General features: G+C 67.0%; 14 protein-coding genes. 11 read left to right on the forward strand and 3 right to left on the reverse strand.

The window, feature by feature from the left end:
* The first annotated feature begins 58 nt into the window (after positions 1-58).
* From tkt to pgl, 6 genes are read left to right on the forward strand one after another with little or no spacing between them, the layout of a single operon-like run.
* Complete coding sequence (gene tkt / locus AKI39_RS20095) at positions 59-2,158, forward strand: transketolase (RefSeq protein ID WP_066640092.1); 2,100 nt, start codon at positions 59-61, stop codon at positions 2,156-2,158.
* Positions 2,155-4,998 carry a bifunctional transaldolase/phosoglucose isomerase gene (locus AKI39_RS20100; RefSeq protein ID WP_066640095.1) on the forward strand — a complete coding sequence of 948 codons (2,844 nt, stop codon included), beginning with the start codon at positions 2,155-2,157 and terminating at the stop codon, positions 4,996-4,998. The genes tkt and AKI39_RS20100 overlap by 4 nt, the downstream gene beginning before the upstream one ends.
* Positions 4,999-5,010: 12 nt before the next feature.
* Positions 5,011-5,988: a phosphogluconate dehydrogenase (NAD(+)-dependent, decarboxylating) gene (gnd, locus tag AKI39_RS20105; RefSeq protein ID WP_066640097.1), complete on the forward strand. Its 978-nt coding sequence runs from the start codon at positions 5,011-5,013 to the stop codon at positions 5,986-5,988.
* Positions 5,988-7,523: a glucose-6-phosphate dehydrogenase gene (gene zwf, locus AKI39_RS20110; RefSeq protein ID WP_066640100.1), complete on the forward strand. Its 1,536-nt coding sequence runs from the start codon at positions 5,988-5,990 to the stop codon at positions 7,521-7,523. Before gnd ends, zwf begins: the two co-directional genes overlap by 1 nt.
* Complete coding sequence (locus AKI39_RS20115) at positions 7,505-8,344, forward strand: Cof-type HAD-IIB family hydrolase (RefSeq protein WP_066640102.1); 840 nt, start codon at positions 7,505-7,507, stop codon at positions 8,342-8,344. The genes zwf and AKI39_RS20115 overlap by 19 nt, the downstream gene beginning before the upstream one ends.
* Before the next feature lie 51 nt (positions 8,345-8,395).
* Positions 8,396-9,118 (forward strand): 6-phosphogluconolactonase, encoded by a 723-nt coding sequence (gene pgl / locus AKI39_RS20120; protein ID WP_066643433.1) that lies wholly within the window; start codon positions 8,396-8,398, stop codon positions 9,116-9,118.
* Between the two features lie 145 nt (positions 9,119-9,263).
* On the opposite strand, the gene AKI39_RS20125 is transcribed toward pgl, so the two are convergent.
* Positions 9,264-9,521 carry an RNA-binding protein gene (locus tag AKI39_RS20125; RefSeq protein ID WP_066640105.1) on the reverse strand — a complete coding sequence of 86 codons (258 nt, stop codon included), beginning with the start codon at positions 9,519-9,521 and terminating at the stop codon, positions 9,264-9,266.
* Between the two features lie 289 nt (positions 9,522-9,810).
* On the opposite strand from AKI39_RS20125, the gene AKI39_RS20130 reads away from it, so the two are divergent.
* From AKI39_RS20130 to fabI, 4 genes are read left to right on the forward strand one after another with little or no spacing between them, the layout of a single operon-like run.
* Complete coding sequence (locus AKI39_RS20130; RefSeq protein ID WP_066640108.1) at positions 9,811-12,186, forward strand: DUF3141 domain-containing protein; 2,376 nt, start codon at positions 9,811-9,813, stop codon at positions 12,184-12,186.
* A gap of 26 nt (positions 12,187-12,212) precedes the next feature.
* Entirely contained in the window at positions 12,213-13,151 is a 939-nt protein-coding gene (locus AKI39_RS20135; protein WP_066640110.1) for a phosphate acetyltransferase, read from the forward strand.
* Between the two features lie 3 nt (positions 13,152-13,154).
* A complete protein-coding gene (locus tag AKI39_RS20140) occupies positions 13,155-14,387 on the forward strand; it encodes an acetate/propionate family kinase (protein WP_066640113.1) in 1,233 nt (410 codons plus the stop codon).
* A complete protein-coding gene (gene fabI / locus AKI39_RS20145) occupies positions 14,384-15,166 on the forward strand; it encodes an enoyl-ACP reductase FabI (protein ID WP_066640117.1) in 783 nt (260 codons plus the stop codon). Before AKI39_RS20140 ends, fabI begins: the two co-directional genes overlap by 4 nt.
* Before the next feature lie 15 nt (positions 15,167-15,181).
* Here fabI and AKI39_RS20150 read toward each other — a convergent pair whose 3' ends face one another.
* Positions 15,182-16,348: a mandelate racemase/muconate lactonizing enzyme family protein gene (locus AKI39_RS20150; protein ID WP_066640120.1), complete on the reverse strand. Its 1,167-nt coding sequence runs from the start codon at positions 16,346-16,348 to the stop codon at positions 15,182-15,184.
* 127 nt (positions 16,349-16,475) lie between these two features.
* On the opposite strand from AKI39_RS20150, the gene AKI39_RS20155 reads away from it, so the two are divergent.
* Positions 16,476-17,426: a LysR family transcriptional regulator gene (locus AKI39_RS20155; RefSeq protein WP_066640123.1), complete on the forward strand. Its 951-nt coding sequence runs from the start codon at positions 16,476-16,478 to the stop codon at positions 17,424-17,426.
* Here the strand turns inward: AKI39_RS20155 and AKI39_RS25305 are convergent.
* Positions 17,335-17,898, reverse strand: coding sequence for a hypothetical protein (locus AKI39_RS25305; RefSeq protein WP_201258520.1), 564 nt, complete (start codon positions 17,896-17,898; stop codon positions 17,335-17,337). The two genes, AKI39_RS20155 and AKI39_RS25305, sit on opposite strands and share 92 nt — an antisense overlap.
* Positions 17,899-17,987 lie beyond the last annotated feature (89 nt).

Raw genomic sequence — 17,987 nt, forward strand, 5'->3', positions numbered from 1 at the left:
ATGGGCATGACGATTGCTCCCGGAGCCGGTTTGTCCGCGTTTCTGCCAGAGAGGTCCCATGAACACCCCACCGTCCCCCGATCCCGCGCGCAACGACGAACGACTGGACCTGCTGTGCATCGATACGCTGCGCACGCTGGCCATGGACGCCGTGCAGAAAGCGAACTCCGGCCACCCCGGCACACCCATGGCCCTGGCGCCGGTGGCCTACACCCTGTGGCACGATTTCCTGCGCTACGACCCGGCGCATCCCGATTGGCCCAACCGCGACCGCTTCATCCTGTCGGCCGGCCATGCGTCCATGCTGCTGTACGGCCTGCTGCACCTGGCGGGCGTCATCGAAATCGATGCGGACGGCAAGCCCAGCGGCAAGCCGGCCATCAGCCTGGACGACATCAAGCAGTTCCGGCAACTGGACTCCAAGACGCCGGGCCATCCCGAATACCGCCTGACCACCGGCGTCGAAACGACCACCGGCCCGCTGGGCCAGGGCTGCGCCAACAGCGTCGGCATGGCCATCGCCCAGCGCCACCTGGCGCAGCGCTTCAACGGCCAGGGGCGCGATGTGTTCGACTACAACGTCTACGTCATCTGCGGCGACGGCGACATGATGGAAGGCGTGTCCAGCGAAGCCGCATCGCTCGCCGGCCACCTGGGGCTGTCGAACCTGTGCTGGATCTACGACAACAACACCATCAGCATCGAAGGCCATACTGAACTCGCCTTCACGGAGAACGTGGCGGCGCGCTTCGCCGCCTATGGCTGGAACACCCTGCACGTCACCGACGCCAACGACCGCATGGCGCTGGCGGCGGCCCTGCGCCAGTTCCAGGCCACCACCGACCGGCCCACGCTGATCGTGGTGGACAGCGTGATCGCCTTCGGCTCGCCGAACAAGCACAACACCGCGGCGGCCCACGGCGAAGCGCTGGGCGAAGAGGAAGTGCGCCTGACCAAGAAGGCGTACGGCTGGCCCGAAGACGCGCATTTCCTCGTCCCCGACGAGGTGCGCGACCGGCTGCGCGAGGCCCTGGCCACCCGCGCCGGCCCGGCCTATGCGCAATGGTGCGAAACCATGGAAGCGCTGAAGGCCAAGACACCCGAGCTGCATGAAGAACTGCAACGCATGCGACAGGGCCAGCTGCCGGACGGCTGGGACAGCGAGGCCCCCGTCTTCCCCCCGGATGCCAAGGGCATGGCCACGCGCGAATCCGGCGGCAAGGCCTTGAATGCCTTCGCCAAGCACATCCCCCTGCTGATGGGCGGCGCCGCGGACCTGGCGCCCTCCACCAAGACGAACCTGACCTTCGACGGCGCCGGCGGCTTCCAGCAAGGCAGCTACGGCGGCCGCAACATGCATTTTGGCGTGCGCGAGCACGCCATGGGCGCCATCGCCAACGGCATGGCGCTATCGCACGTCCGCCCCTACACCGCCACCTTCCTGATCTTCAGCGACTACATGAAACCGCCGATCCGGCTGGCGGCGCTGATGGAATTGCCGGTGATATTCGTCTTCACCCACGATTCCATCGGCCTGGGCGAGGACGGCCCCACGCACCAGCCGGTGGAACAGCTGGCGCAGTTGCGCGGTATTCCGGGCATGCGGGTGCTGCGCCCGTGCGATGCCAACGAAGCCGTGGAAGCCTGGAGGGTCGCGCTCACGCAGACCAACCGTCCCACCGCCCTGGTGCTCTCGCGCCAACCGCTGCCCACGCTGGACCGTAGCAAGTACGCGCCGGCCGCCGCGCTCAGGCGGGGCGCCTATGTGCTGGCCGACTGCGAGCCGGATCGGCCGCAGGTCATCCTGATGGCGACCGGCAGCGAAGTCTCGCTGTGCATGCAGGCCTACGACCGCCTGCGCGCCGACGGCATCGCCGCCCGCGTCGTCTCCATGCCCAGCTGGGACCTGTTCGAGGAACAAGACGAGGCCTATCGCGACAGCGTGCTGCCGCCGGACGTGACGGCCCGCGTCGCCGTCGAACAGGCCGGCTACCTGGGCTGGGACCGCTATATCGGCGCCACGGGCGCCGCCATCGTCATGCACACCTTCGGCGCCTCCGCGCCCATCGCCAAGCTGCAAGCGAAATTCGGCTTCACGGTGGACAATGTGGTGCGCGCCGCGCGCGAGCAGGTTCAAAACAAAAGGAGTACGCAATGAACCAACCGACAAATAACCCGCTGGTCCGGCTGGCGGAGGCCGGACAGGCCATATGGCTGGATTTCCTCAGCCGTGACTTCCTCGCGCAGGGCGGCCTGGACAAGCTGGTGCGCGAAGACAGCCTGACGGGCGTCACGTCGAACCCTTCCATCTTCGAAAAGGCGATGGGCCATGGGGAAGCCTACGACGAACAGCTGCACGCCATCCTGTACCAGACCGACGCCGAACCGGGCGACGTCTACGAAAAGCTGGCGGTGCGCGACATCCAGACCGCGGCCGACGCGCTGCGGCCGGTGTACGACCGCCTGAACGGCAAGGACGGCTACGTCAGCCTGGAGGTTTCGCCCTACCTGGCCTACGACACCGAAGGCACGCAGGCGGAAGCACGCCGCCTGTGGCAGGCGGTGGACCGTCCCAACCTGATGATCAAGGTGCCCGGCACGCCCGACGGCGTGCCCGCGATACGCCAGCTGATCGAGGAAGGCATCAACGTCAACGTCACGCTATTGTTTTCGCGCGACGCCTACCGCGCTGTCGCGCTGGCCTACATCGAGGGCCTGGAGGCCCGCGTCAAGGCGGGCAAGCCGGTGGACAGGATGGCCAGCGTGGCCAGCTTCTTCGTCAGCCGCATCGACACCCGCATCGACAAGAAAATCGACGACGCATTGAAGCAGCCCGGCGCGGACAGCGCCCGGCTGAACGCGCTCAAGGGCAGGATCGCCATCGCCAACGCCAAGCTGGCCTACCAGGACTACCTGGAACTGATCGGCCAGGACCGCTGGAAAGCGCTGGCGCAAAAGGGCGCGCAGCCGCAGCGCCTGCTGTGGGCGTCCACCGGCACCAAGAACCCCGCCTACCCCGCCACGCTCTACGTGGACGAGCTGATCGGGCCGGACACGGTCAACACCATGCCCACGGCGACGATGGACGCATTCCGCCAGGGCGGCAGGGTCGAAGTCACGCTGACGCGCGACGTCGATAAGGCGCGCCGCGAACTGGACGACGCGAAGGCGCTGGGCCTGGACCTGGACACCGTCACGCGCGAACTCGTGGACGACGGCACGCGGCAGTTTTCCGATGCCTTCGATGCACTGCTGGGCGCGGTGGCGGCCAAGCGCCTGACCTACCTGGGCGAGCAGATCAACGGCGTTGCCTGCGACTTGCCCAAGCCCCTGGCCGAAGCCGTCGAAAAATGCCTGGACCGCGCCCGCGCGGACGGCTGGATGCGGCGCCTGTGGCAGCATGATGCCGCCCTGTGGACCGGACAGCAGGAAGACCGCTGGGTCGGCTGGCTGGCCGCTGGCCAAGGCAAGCAGGTCGATGCCGATGCCATTGCCGCCCTGGCGCGCGACCTGCAGGCGGAACGCTACACCGATGCCGTGCTGCTGGGCATGGGCGGTTCCAGCCTGGGCCCGGAAGTGCTGGCGCAGGCCCTGGGAGAATCCGGCCAGGGCCTGGCGCTGCATGCGCTGGACTCCACCAACCCGGAAGAAATATGCGCCGTGGAACGCGGCATCGATATCGCGCGCACCCTGTTCATCGTCTCCAGCAAGTCAGGCTCGACGCTGGAGCCGGAAATCCTGAACGCGTACTTCCATGCCGCCACCGTGGCGGCGGTGGGCCAGGAAAACGCGGGCAAGCATTTCGTCGCCATCACGGACCCCGGCTCCAAGCTGGAGGCCGCCGCCAGGCAGGCGGGCTATCGCGCGATCTTCCATGGCGACCCGGCGATCGGCGGCCGCTACTCCGTGCTGTCGGTCTTCGGCATGGTGCCGCTGGGCATCCTGGGCCATAACGTCGCCCACTTCCTGGAAACCACGCAAACCATGGTGCGCGCCTGCGGGCCGTCGTCACCGCCGTCGGTGAACCCCGGCATGCGCCTGGGCGCGATCCTGGGCGAAGCCGCACGGGCCGGCCGCGACAAGCTCACGGTCTTCGCCTCGCCCACCGTGGCCAGCATCGGCTCCTGGCTGGAACAGCTGCTGGCCGAATCCACCGGCAAGCACGGCAAGGGCATCGTCCCCGTGGACCTGGAACCCATCGGCACGCCGGACGTCTACGGACAGGACCGCGTGTTCGCCTACCTGCGCTGCGCCGAGGACGACACCACCCAGCTCGACGCCAAGGTCCAGGCCCTGGCCGCCGCCGGCCAGCCCGTCATACGCATCACCATGCCGCGCCGTGCCGCCATCGGCCAGGAATTCTTCCGCTGGGAAATCGCCACTGCCGTGGCGGGCGCCGTGATCGGCATCGATCCCTTCGACCAGCCCGACGTGGAAGCCAGCAAGATCAAGACCCGCGCGCTGACGGACGCCTACGAAAAGACCGGCAAGCTGCCGCCTGAAACGCCTATCGCCGAAGACGGCGACCTGGCCTTCTACGGCGATGCCGCGCTGGCCGCCGACGGCACGGCCGAAGGCGTGCTGCGTGCTCACCTGGCCCGCCTGGGCCAGGGCGACTATGCCGCCGTGCTGGCCTACGTCGCGCGCAACGCCGCGCATGAACGCCAGATCGCCAACCTGCGCATGACGATGCGCGACCGCTACAAGGTCGCCACGGTGGGCGGCTTCGGGCCGCGCTTCCTGCATTCGACGGGACAGGCCTACAAGGGCGGGCCCAACAGCGGGGTATTCCTGCAGATCACCGCCGATCCGGCGCGCGACCTGTCCGTGCCGGGACGCAAGATCAGCTTCGGCACCGTGCAGGCCGCGCAGGCGCTGGGCGACCTGCAGGTACTGGCTGAACGCGGGCGGCGCTATCTGCGCGTGCACATACGCGGCGGCGACGTGGAAAGCGGCCTGGCGCGCCTGGCCAAGGCCGTCAAGCAAGTGACGAACTAATCGGAGAACCCTATGCAACTCGGATTGATTGGACTTGGGCGCATGGGCGCCAACATCGCCCGCCGACTGATGCGGAACAAGCACGAGGTCATCGTGTACAACCGCAGCCTGGACAAGGTCAAGGAATTGCAGTCCGAAGGCGCGACCGGCGTGGACAACGTCGAAGCCCTGATCGCCAAGCTGGCCAAGCCGCGCGCCGTCTGGGTCATGCTGCCGGCGGGCGCCGTCACCGAGCACATGATCGATACGCTGGCGGGACTGATGGAGCCGGGCGACATCATCATCGACGGCGGCAACACCATGTACAAGGACGATATCCGACGCGCCAAGGCGCTGGCCGCTCGCCAGATCGGATACGTGGACGTCGGCACGTCCGGCGGCATCTGGGGCCTGGAACGCGGCTACTGCATGATGATCGGCGGCGAGGACAAGTTCGTGAAGCACCTGGACCCGATCTTCGCCTGCCTGGCTCCCGGGTTGGGCGAGATCCCGCGCACCCCGGGCCGCGAAGGCCGCGATCCGCGCGCCGAGCAGGGCTATATCCACGCCGGCCCCGCGGGCGCCGGCCATTTCGTCAAGATGGTCCACAACGGCATCGAATACGGCATCATGCAAGCCTACGCGGAAGGCTTCGACATCCTGAAGACCAAGGGATCGGAGCAGCTGCCGGAAGACCAGCGGCTGAACATCGAGGTCGCCGACGTCGCCGAAGTCTGGCGCCGCGGCAGCGTGGTGTCGTCCTGGCTGCTGGACCTGACCGCCATCGCACTGGCCAAGGATCCCAAGCTGGCCGGTTTTTCGGGCGACGTCGCCGATAGCGGCGAAGGGCGCTGGACCATAGACGCGGCCGTCGAGCAGGCGGTGCCCGCGCCGGTGCTGGCCAGCGCCTTGTTCGCCCGCTTCCGCTCGCGCCAGGACGCAACCTTCGGCGACAAGATGCTGTCGGCGATGCGCTTCGGCTTCGGCGGGCACGTCGAGGAGAAAAAGTGATGACGGCCGCGCAATCGACAAACCGCCCCCCGCGGTCGCAGATGGCGCCGCCGGCCAACCTTTTCCTGTTCGGCGCGCATGGCGACCTGGTCAAGCGCCTGCTCGTGCCCTCGCTCTACAACCTGACGCGCGACGGCCTGGTGGGCGACGCGCTGCACATCATCGGCGTGGACCACAACAAGGTCAGCGACGACGAATACCGCGGCAAGCTGGCGGACTTCATGCATGAAATGTCCGCCAAGCGCAGCAACGTCGAAGGCAGCGAGCCCGCCCTAGACGACAAACTGTGGGGCCGCCTGGCCCAGCGCATCACCTACCTGACAGGCGACTTCCTGGACGATTCCACCTACCAGGCCATCGCCGAGCGCATCCAGGCATCGGGCACCCGCAATGCCGTGTTCTACCTGGCGACCGCGCCGCGCTTCTTCTGCGAGGTGATCACGCGGCTGGCGCATGCCGGCCTGCTGCAGGAAGGCGACGACCAGTTCCGCCGGGTCGTGGTGGAAAAGCCTTTCGGCTCCGACCTGAAAACCGCGCAGGACCTGAACGCCGGCATCCTGGCGGTGATGGACGAACGCCAGGTCTATCGCATCGACCACTACCTGGGCAAGGAGACGGTGCAGAACATCCTGGTCAGCCGCTTCTCCAACGGCCTGTTCGAGGCGTTCTGGAACAACCATTACGTGGACCACGTCGAGATCACCGCGGCCGAAACCGTGGGCGTGGAGCAGCGCGGCAACTTCTACGAGCGCACCGGCGCGCTGCGCGACATGGTGCCCAACCACCTGTTCCAGCTGCTGGCCATGGTCGCCATGGAACCGCCGGCGGCCTTCGGCGCGGACGCCGTGCGCAGCGAGAAAGCCAAGGTCGTCGCCGCGATCCGGCCGCAGTCGGCCGACGAGGCGCGGCGCAATTCGGTGCGCGGCCAATATGCCACCGGGGAAGTCAACGGCACCCGCGTCCCGGGCTACCGCGAGGAAAACCGCGTGGCGCCGGACAGCTGCACGGAAACCTATGTCGCCCTCAAGCTGTGGGTAGACAACTGGCGCTGGGCCGGCGTGCCCTTCTACCTGCGCACCGGCAAGCGCCTGGCCGTGCGCAATACGCAGATCGCCATCTGCTTCAAGCCCGCGCCGATGTCGCCCTTCCGCGATACGCATGTGCACCGCATGCGGCCCAACTACCTGATCATCCAGATCCAGCCCGACGAAGGCATGTGGTTCGATTTCCAGGCCAAAAAACCGGGGACCACGCTGGAGATCGACAACATCCAGATGGGCTTCGCCTATTCCGATTTCTTCAAGATGCAGCCGTCCACGGGCTATGAAACGCTGCTCTACGACTGCATGATCGGCGACCAGACGCTGTTCCAGCGGGCCGACAACATCGAGAACGGCTGGCGTGCGGTGCAGCCCTTCCTGGATGCATGGGAAGGCTGCACGGACGTCCATCTTTACGCGGCCGGTTCGGACGGCCCCGACGCCGCGGACGAACTGCTGCGGCGGGATGGACGCGCATGGCACAGCCTGGAATAGGCGGCGCCGCGCCGGCGTCCGGCATCCGCCTGCTGGTGTCGGACGTCGACGGTACGCTGGTCCGCCCGGACAAGCAGATCAGCAGCGCCACCATCGCCGCGATCCGGGCGCTGCGCGGCGCCGGCGTGGCCTTCACGCTGGTCAGCAGCCGGCCCCCGCGCGGCATGCGGACGCTGGTCCGCATGCTGGAACTGGACACCCCTACCGCCGCGTTCAACGGCGGCGCCATCGTCGATGCCGACGGCCATGTCATCGAATCGCATCCCCTGTCTTCCTCCAACGCACGCGTCGCGCTGGATCTCTTCGCCCGCGCGCCGGTGGAGACCTGGGTATTCGCCGACGACCAATGGCTGCTGCGCGACCCGCATGGCCCTTATGTACCGCTGGAACGGCATACGCTGGGCTTCGACGGCACCCTGGTGACCAGCTTCGAACCCTATCTGGACCGCATCGGCAAGATCGTCGCGGCCAGCGCCGACGCGGCGGGGCTGGTACGGCTGGAGCAGGAACTCAATCCGCGCATCGCGCCGGATGCGCACGCGTCCCGCTCGCAGGTCTACTACCTGGATGTCAACCATGCGCGCGCCAACAAGGGCGATGCCGTGGCAGCCCTGGCGCGCCACCTGGGCATCCCGCTGGCCGAGACGGCTGTGATCGGCGACGGCGACAACGATGTGCCGATGTTCGAGCGGGCCGGTTTTTCCATCGCCATGGGGCAGGCATCGGCGCAGGTGCGGGCGCGGGCCACGGTAACCACCGCCGGCAACGCCGACGATGGACTGGCGGCCGCCGTGCATCGCTTTATTTTGCCGGGCACTTAGTGCATGTACGCCCTGCCCGGGGGCCTGGCGCGCGGCGCCGAGGAGGTATCGATGAAGAAGGAACAAGTCTGCATTTTCGAGAACACGGACAGTCTGGTCGTCCATCTAGCCGACTGGCTGACGGCGCGTATCGCGGCCTGCGAAGGACGGTTCGCGCTGGCGCTGTCCGGGGGCAGCACGCCGCAGCCCTTATATGCGCTGCTAGCCGACCCGGAACGCGCGCGCCGCATCGATTGGTCGCGGGTGCACCTGTTCTGGGGCGACGAACGCTTCGTGCCTTACGACGATCCGCGCAGCAACTACCTGATGGCGCGGCAGGCGATGATCGACCACGTGCCCATCCCGCCGGCCAATGTGCACCCGGTGCCGACCGACGGCACGCCGGAATCGGCGGCGGCCCGCTATGCGGATCTGCTGCGCGAGTACTACGGGTCGGCACGGCTGGAGGAAGGGCGGCCATTGTTCGATGTGAATCTGCTGGGGATCGGCGATGACGGGCACACGGCGTCGCTGTTTCCCGGTACGCCGCACGTGGAGGAAACGCGGGATTGGACGGTGGCGGTGGCGGGCATCAAGCCCGAGGCTCGCATATCGCTGACCTTGCCCGCGCTCGATAGCGCCGCCGTGGTGGTCTTCCTGGCTGCCGGCGATAAGAAAAGATCCGCGGTGAGCCGCGCGCGTGCCCACGACCCCGATGTCCCATCGGGACGTGTGCGGCCGCAAGGACAGCTGCTGTGGTACCTGGACAGGGACGCCGCGGGAGGCGATGCCTGACGACACCGGCCGGGCCAACCCGCCCGGACACCCGCCGCCCATCGGCCGGCCGGGCGAGGTTCCGGTCGTCAGCCCGCGGGGCCACACCGTAGTGAGGCTCCGATCGTCGCCCTGCGGGGCCACCCCGTGAGCAAGCGGCGCCGCGCTACACGTGCGGCGGCTCGTTGAGCACCATCGCGGTGATGGTGTGATTGTTCCAGTACATCTGATGGATGCGCGGCACGAGGTTGCGCAGCGCCGCCACGCTGCTGTCGTCGAACGTGACCAGCACGGCGGGGCGCGATCCATCCCCTGCGATGCGCTGGATGCGATCGAAGGGCGGAAAACCGTACTTCAACAGGAAGTTGCGGACGTCCTCGTCGGAGGTACTGTCGTGCACGTGATTGATCAGCAGCGTGGCCATAACGGTTCCTCCTGGCGATCCAGGAGGGATCGCATGCCCATCCGGCTATTCTTCGCGCCCCGCGGCCGTTTGGAAAGACGGCGCGCCAAAGGATCACCCCCCGGGCGCCGCCTTTCATCCTTAAACATACCTCTTTGCTACGTACCATCCATCGCGATCTTGCAGCGCGGCATCCGGCTCTCTACCATCTGAAGTGACATACCGCTGGTAATCGTCCCCGCTCCTCCAGACCGCAGTCCGGTGGGTCAGCCGCGTAGCCGGAGCAATGCCCCCAAAGGAGGTTCACGCCGTGGACGCAGGATCCCAACTCGCGCGCAGCCATGACGTCTGCACCAAGGCTGCCCTGGTTTTGCAAAAGCGGCTGCAGACGGCGAACGAGCGATACGCCACGCGGATGCGCCAGACCGCCGGGGGGACCGGCGACGGGCAGGCCGCCGGCGACGCGGCCGCCGCGATGAGTCCCATCGGCTGGTACGGCTATGCGGTCGACGCGATGCAGCGCTCGATCCTGTTCTGGGACACCCTGCGGCAGCGCGGCAACAACTTCGTTGCCAACGCTGCCGAGGGTCTGAAGCCCGTCCTGCATTTCGATCATGAGATCGTCGCCGACGGACGCACTTTTGAGCGCCCGGTGAACTACGCCTTGCTGCGCATCAAGGCGCCCGAGGGCGTCGTCATCCATGACCGGCAACGCCCCTACATCATCATCGATCCGCGCGCCGGCCATGGGCCGGGCATCGGCGGCTTCAAGGACGACTCCCAGGTGGGTGTCGCGCTGCGCGCGGGACATCCCGTCTACTTCGTCGTGTTCTTTCGCGACCCCGAGCCTGGCCAGACGCTGCAGGACGTGTGCCGCGCCGAGCGGATATTCGTGCAGAAGGTGCACGCCCTGCATCCCGACGCGCCCAAGCCAGCCCTGGTCGGCAACTGCCAGGGCGGATGGGCGGCCATGATGCTGGCGGCCGCGGGGCCCGACGATACGGGGCCCATCGTGATCAATGGCGCACCGATGTCCTACTGGGGCGGTGCGTGGAGCGATGGTGAAGGCGACAACCCGATGCGCTATGCCGGGGGCATGCTGGGCGGAAGCTGGATGGCGTCCCTGCTGGCGGACATGGGCAATGGCAAGTTCGACGGTGCCTGGCTGGTACAGAATTTCGAGAACCTGAACCCCGCCAACAGCCTGTGGGAAAAGTACTACCACGTCTATGACCAGGCGGACACCGAACCGCCGCGCTTCCTCGAATTCGAGCGCTGGTGGGGCGGCTTCTACCTGATGAACCGCGAAGAGATCGAGTGGATCACCCATAATCTTTTCATCGGCAACAAGCTCTGGAAAGGCGACATCAAGCAGGATGGCGAAAGCCTGGATCTGCGCGCCATCAAGACGCCCATCGTCCTTTTCGCCTCGATGGGAGACAACATCACGCCGCCGCAACAGGCCTTCAATTGGGTCGTCGACGTGTATGGCAGCACGGAGGAAATAAAAAGCCGCGGGCAGGTAATCGTCGGGCTGCTGCACGAAAGCGTCGGGCACCTGGGCATCTTCGTCTCGGGCAAGGTGGCGAAGAAGGAACATGCGCAGATCGTATCGGTGCTGAAGACCATCGAGTCGCTACCGCCCGGCCTGTATGGCATGACGATAACGGATCGCCACGACAAGGAAGGCAACGTCACGTATGAAGTCGAATTCCAGGAGTACCGCCTGGAAGAGGTCGCGGCGCGGCTCAACCGCTTCCAGCGCATCGACGAGAAGCCGTTCGAGGCGGTGGCGATGGTCTCGGACTTCCTGCAGCAAGGCTATACCTTGTTCGCGCAGCCGTGGGTGCAGGCCATGTCCAACGACTACACCGCGCGGCGCCTGCGGGAACTGCATCCCTTGCGGGTACAGAACTGGGCCCTCTCGAACCTGAATCCCTGGCTGTGGTGGCTGGCCCCCGCGGCGCAGGCGGTCAGGCAAAACCGCCAGGCCCTCCCGGACGACGACCCCTTGCGGCGCGCCGAACGCAACGGTGCCGGGCTGTTCGGCGCGGCGCTGGACTACTTCCGGGATACCCGCGACGCCATGACTGAAGCCGCCTTCTTCACGACCTATGGCAACGTTCATTCACGCTATCTTGCCGGCGACAAGCCGGACGGCATGGCCCGCGGCGACGCCGCCGTGGATCCGCGCGACCTGCCCTTCGTCCGCGTGGCCTTGGAGGCCATCGCCGAAGGCGGCTACGTGGAAGCGCTTGCGCGCGTCGCGGCGCTGATGCGCCGACAGGACCAGCCCATGCCCTTGTCCCGGCTGGAGCTGCGCCACGAGCTGGCGACCGAGTATGCGGAATATCTGCCGCGTATTTCGCTGCACGCATGGCGCACCATACGCGGCCAGCAGGAAATCGTCGCGCAATACGACAAGGATCGGGCGGTCGAGACCCTGCCGGAGCTGCTGCGCGATCCCGCCGACCGCAAGCGCTTCCTGTCGCTGGTGGCGAAACTCATGGCCGATGAACGGGTCCGCGGCCTGACCAGCAGCGACGCGCAGATCGCGATGCTCGACCGGATCCGCCAGGTACTGCCGGGCAACAAGCTGACGAAAGGCAAGGCGCCGAACAAGACCGCGGCCCGCGGCCGGCCTGCCCGGCCGGGCCGCCGGCAGGCCAAGCTCAAGTCCGCCTGACACTTGCCCGACTCGGCGGAGACACTATGCAATCGGAACACGCGAAGTACCAGCGCCTGATCGACTACTGCAAGGCCATCCCGCCGACGCCGACCGCGGTCGTGCATCCTTGCGATCCATCGTCGCTGGAGGGCGCGGTGCAGGCCGGCAAGATGGGGCTGATCATACCCATCCTGGCAGGCCCGCTCGAACGCATACGAGGCGCCGCCGACAGCGCCGGAATCGATATCGCCGGGCTGGAGATCGTCGACGCGCCCCACAGCACCGCCGCCGCGGCCGCCGCCGTGGCCCTGGTCAGGGAAGGCAGGGCCGAGGCCCTGATGAAGGGCAGCCTGCATACGGATGAACTGATGGCCGCCGTGGTCAGCCGCGATGCCGGCCTGCGCACCGCGCGCCGCATCAGCCACTGTTTCGTCATGGACGTGCCCGGCCGCGACGAGGCGCTGATCATCACCGATGCAGCCGTGAACATCGCGCCGACCCTCGAAGAGAAGGCCGACATTCTGCAGAACGCGATCGACTTCGCGCACGCCCTGCGGATAAGCGAGGTGCGTGTTGCCATACTTTCCGCCATGGAAACCGTCAGCGCGAAGGTGCCTTCCACGGTGGAGGCAGCCGCGCTGTGCAAGATGGTGGATCGTGGGCAGATTACCGGCGCGCTGGTCGACGGACCGCTCGCCCTGGACAACGCCATCGACCCCGAAGCCGCACGGATCAAGAAGATCGCGTCCCCCGTGGCGGGACGCGCCAACGTGCTGATGGCGCCGGATCTGGAGGCGGGCAACATGCTGGCCAAGAGCCTGTCGTTCCTGGCCGGGGCGGACGCCGCCGGCATCGTGCTGGGCGCGCGCGTGCCCATCATCCTGACCAGCCGGGCCGATTCGGTGATCACCCGCCTGGCCTCGTGCGCCGTCGCGGTGCTGGTGGCGCAGGCGCGCCGCGAAGGCGCCAAGGTCCTGGGGTGAAGCATGGCCGACGTCATCCTCGTGCTCAATGCTGGCTCGTCCAGCATCAAGTTCAGCGCCTTCGATGCCGCCCACGCGTCATTGCCATTGCTGCTGCGCGGACAGGTCGCCGGTCTTTACGTCCAGGCGCGCTTGACCGCCCAGGACGCCGATGGCAAGGAGATCGCGTCGCAGGACTGGGCTGGCAAACCGGCGCTGGAGCACGACGGCGCCGTGGCGTGGCTGGTGGATTTCCTGCGCGGCCACAAAGGCAACCACCGGCTCGTAGCGGTGGGCCACCGTGTCGTTCACGGCGGTGAGCGATACGCCGACGCGGTACCGGTCACGCCGGAAGTGATCGCCGCGCTCTCCAGGCTGACCCCGCTGGCCCCCCTGCACCAGCCGCACAACCTCAAGCCCATCGAGGCGGTGGCGCGCGTGCGCCCGGACCTGCCCCAGGTCGCGTGCTTCGATACCGCGTTTCACCGTGCCCAGCCCGACGTGGCCCAGGCCTTCGCCCTGCCCCCATCGATCACGGAGCGCGGCGTGCGGCGCTATGGCTTTCACGGCCTGTCCTATGAATACATCGCCGGTGCGCTGCCGCGCTTCGATGTGCAAGGCGCCCGCGGCCGCGCGGTCGTCGCGCACCTGGGCAACGGCAGCAGCATGTGCGCGCTGGTGAACGGCCGCAGCGTGGCCAGTACCATGGGCTTCACCGCCGTGGACGGCCTGCCCATGGGCACGCGCAGCGGCACGCTGGATCCCGGCGTCATCCTTTACCTGATGGATGAACTGGGCATGGATACGCGCGCGGTGGAGACCTTGATCTACAAGCAGTCCGGACTGCTGGGGGTGTCGGGCATATCGAGCGACATGCGCGCCCTGCTCGCCAGCGACGACGATCGGGCGCGTTTCGCGATCGACCTGTATGTCTACCGCATCGGGCGCGAACTCGGCTCCCTGGCCGCCGCGGCCGGCGGCATCGACACCCTGGTCTTTACCGCTGGCATCGGCGAACACGCGCCGGCCATACGCGAACGCGTCTGCCGCGATGCCAGGTGGCTGGGCGTGCAGCTGGACGATGCGTCCAATGGCACGCATGGGCCGCGCATCAGCGCATCGTCGAGCCCGGTATCCGTGTGGGTGATTCCCACCAACGAGGAACTGATGATCGCGCGCCATACGCTAAGGGTGGCCCGAGGCGAGCGCGCGGCCGAGCCGGTTACCGGTCCGGACACCCCGAGGGCGCCATCATGACCGAAGACCATCCCCGTCGCATTCTGAAAGACGCCAAGGCCCTGGTATGCGGCATCGCTAACGCGCATTCCATCGCCTACGGCTGCGCCAAGGCCTTTCACGAACTCGGCGCCGAACTGGCCATTACCTACGCCGGCGAAAAAGCCAAGGCGTATGTGGAGCCGATCGCGCACGACCTGGACGCGCCGATATTCATGCCCCTGGACTTCACCCGGCCCGGCGACCTGGAAGCCGTATTCGCGCGCATTGAAAAGGACTGGGGCCGCCTGGATATCCTTGTCCATTCGGCTGCCTGGGCGCCCAAGGCGGACTTGCAGGGCGGCCTGCTGGATTGCTCGGCGGAGGGCTTCGCGCAAGCCATGGACATCTCCTGCCATTCCTTCGTCCGGATGGCTCGGCTGGCCGCGCCCTTGATGAAGGACGGCGGCACGATGTTCACCATGAGCTACTACGGGGCGAACCGGGTGGTGCCCAACTACAACGTCATGGGCCCGGTGAAGGCCGCCCTGGAGGCCTGCGCGCGCTATCTCGCGTACGAACTGGGTCCCAAGGGCATCCGGGTGCATCCGGTGTCTCCCGGCCCGCTGAAGACACGCGCGGCCTCGGGCCTGAAGAACTTCGATGTGATGCTGACGGAGGCCGAGCGGCGCGCGCCGCTGGGGGAACTGGTCGACATCATGGACGTCGGGTTCACCTGCGCCTTCCTGGCCTCGCCCTACGCCAGGCGGCTCACGGGCGAAACCGTCTATATCGACGGCGGCGTGCACATCATGGCCTAGTCGACACGGGCGCGGCTAGGCCGACAAGGCACGCATCTCCGCATACAGGTCCGCCTTGCCTTCGAAGCCGATACCGGGCAGATCCGGCATGGTGATATGGCTGTTCTCCACGCGCACGCCATCCGGAAAGCCCCCATAAGGCTGGAACAGGTCCGGATACGATTCGTTCCCCCCCAGCCCCAGCCCCGCCGCGATATTCAGCGACATCTGGTGCCCGCCATGCGGGATGCAACGGCTCGGCGACCAGCCGTTTTCCTTCAGCATGTCCAGGGTGCGCAGGTATTCCACCAGCCCGTAGCTCAATGCGCAGTCGAACTGCAGCCAGTCGCGGTCCGGCCGCATGCCGCCGTAGCGGATCAGGTTGCGCGCGTCCTGCATGGAGAACAGGTTCTCGCCTGTCGCCATGGGCTTTTCGTAATGCTGGGCCAGTTCCGCCTGCAAGGCATAGTCCAGCGGATCGCCCGCTTCCTCGTACCAGAACAGGTCATACTGCGACAAGGCCTTCGCATACGCGATCGCCGTCTTCAGGTCGAAGCGCCCGTTTGCGTCCACGCATAGCCGCTGCCCGTCCTTCAGCACGCTCAGCACGGCGTCGATGCGGCGCAGGTCCTCGTCCAGCGAGCCCCCGCCGATTTTCTTCTTGACGACGGTATACCCGCGGTCCAGGTAGCCGCGCATCTCGTCCTTCAGTTTTTCGAGATCCTGCCCGGGGTAGTAATACCCGCCGGCGGCATACACGAACACCTTGCGGTTGGGTTGCCCAGTGCCGTACCGTTCGGCCAGCAGCTGGAACAGAGGCTTGCCGGCGATCTTGGCGACGGCGTCCCACACCGCCATGTCCAGCGTCCCCATGGCGACCGACCGCTCGCCATGCCCACCGGGCTTTTCGTTGATGAACATGCGATCCCAGATCTTGTGCGGATCCAGGTTCTGGCCTGTCTCGTCCAGCAGCGTCTCCGGATCGGCCGACAGCACACGCGGGATGAAGCGTTCGCGCATCAGCATGCCCTGCCCGTAGCGGCCGTTGGAGTTGAAACCGTATCCCACCACGGGCTTGCCATCCCGTATCACGTCCGTCACCACGGCGACCAGGCTCAGCGTCATCTTGCTGAAATCGATGTAGGCATTGCGGATCGGGGAACTGATGGGCTTGGTCTGCTCGCGGATTTCGACGATTTTCAAGGGAGTCTCCTGGGGCGGCCCGCGACGCGGACGGCAGGGTGAGGGCATAGCGCACAGGTTAACGAAACACGGCGGTCTTTCCATACACCCTGGGAAAAATTATTATTCACTTAAAGTGAATAAATCCATGAAGACCGATACCGCCTCCGAGCTCATGTTTTTTGTCCTGCTGGCCAAGCACGGCAACCTGTCCGCCACCGCGCGGGAGATGGACATGACCCCGCCGGCCGCGACCAAGCGGCTGGCGCAGCTGGAGCAGCGCCTGGGGGTACGCCTGGTCAACCGCACCACCCGCCGGGTCGGCCTGACCAGCGAAGGCGAAACCTATCTGCGGCACGCCAGCCGCATCCTGGCGGATATCCGGGAAATGGAAGACCAGGTCACCAGCAGCCGCGCCGAACCGCGTGGCGTGCTGCGGGTCAATGCCACCCTGGGTTTCGGCCGTACCGTGATCGCGCCGCTGGTCTCGGACTACGCGCGGCTGCACCCGGACGTCGAGGTCAGGCTGGAGGTGACCGACCGCCCGGTGGACCTGGTGGAACAGGGCCTGGACCTGGCCGTGCGCTTCGGCACGCCCCCGGACAGCCGGCTCAGCGCGCGCCGCCTGCTGACCAACCGGCGTTTCCTGTGCGCGTCGCCGGCCTACCTGGCGCGCCACGGGACGCCGCAGCGGCCCGCAGACCTGGCGGCGCACCGCTGCATCATCCACCGGCAGAACGACGAGGCCTATGGCGTCTGGCGTTTTACGCGCAACCGGGAAACCCAGGCCGTGAAAGTCAGTGGCGCACTGGCCAGCAACGACGGCGATATCGTGCTGGGCTGGGCCCTGGACGGACACGGCATCCTGGTCCGCTCGGAATGGGACCTGGCCAAATACCTGGAGACCGGGCGGCTGCGCCGCCTGCTGCCCGCCTATACGCTGCCGACGGCGGACCTGTACGCCTACTACCCCAGCCGCCGCCATCTGTCGGCGCGGGTGCGCACCTTCATGGACTTTCTTGCGGCGCACTTCGAAGCGCGGGGTCGTCCTGTCGCGGCCCCGCCTGCCGCGAAAACGGCAAGGCCTGCGATACCCTGAATTCCAGCGCCCACACCCACGGATTCACCGCCCAGGCGCGCGCGCCATGCATTTCGCACCACGCCAGCGCGAACACCGATTTCAGGGGCATGCCGGGCAGGAAGCCCCCGCGGCCGCTCTGGCCTTCGGCGCAGCCTTCCGCGATGACATCGGCTTCGCTGATGTCCTGCAAGCGCTGGATGCGCACGCCGACCAGGGTGACCTCCGCGAAGGCGGTCCCGGTCTCGTCATACACCCGGATCGACTGTCCCGGTTCGCCATAGGGGCAGATCATGCGCCGGACGCGCCGGCGGGACGGCGGGGGCGGCGGCTCTTCGACGGCGATCCATTTGCCGGCGGGGCCGATTTCCCGCAGCCATCCGGCGGTGTTGTCGGGCGGCTGGGGCTTCAGGATGCGGCGAGTCTGGACCTTCCTGCCGGCCAGGACATCGTCGATGACGGTGCGATCGAATCTTAGCGGTTGCGCTTTCATCGCTGCGGTCGTGAAATCCCACCTGAGTTATGAGAAAGTCGCGTAATTATGCGCCCGTACGCGCGCGTACGCGCAAACCGGCTTGCTGC

The organism is Bordetella sp. H567, from assembly GCF_001704295.1.
Classification (GTDB): domain Bacteria; phylum Pseudomonadota; class Gammaproteobacteria; order Burkholderiales; family Burkholderiaceae_B; genus Bordetella_C.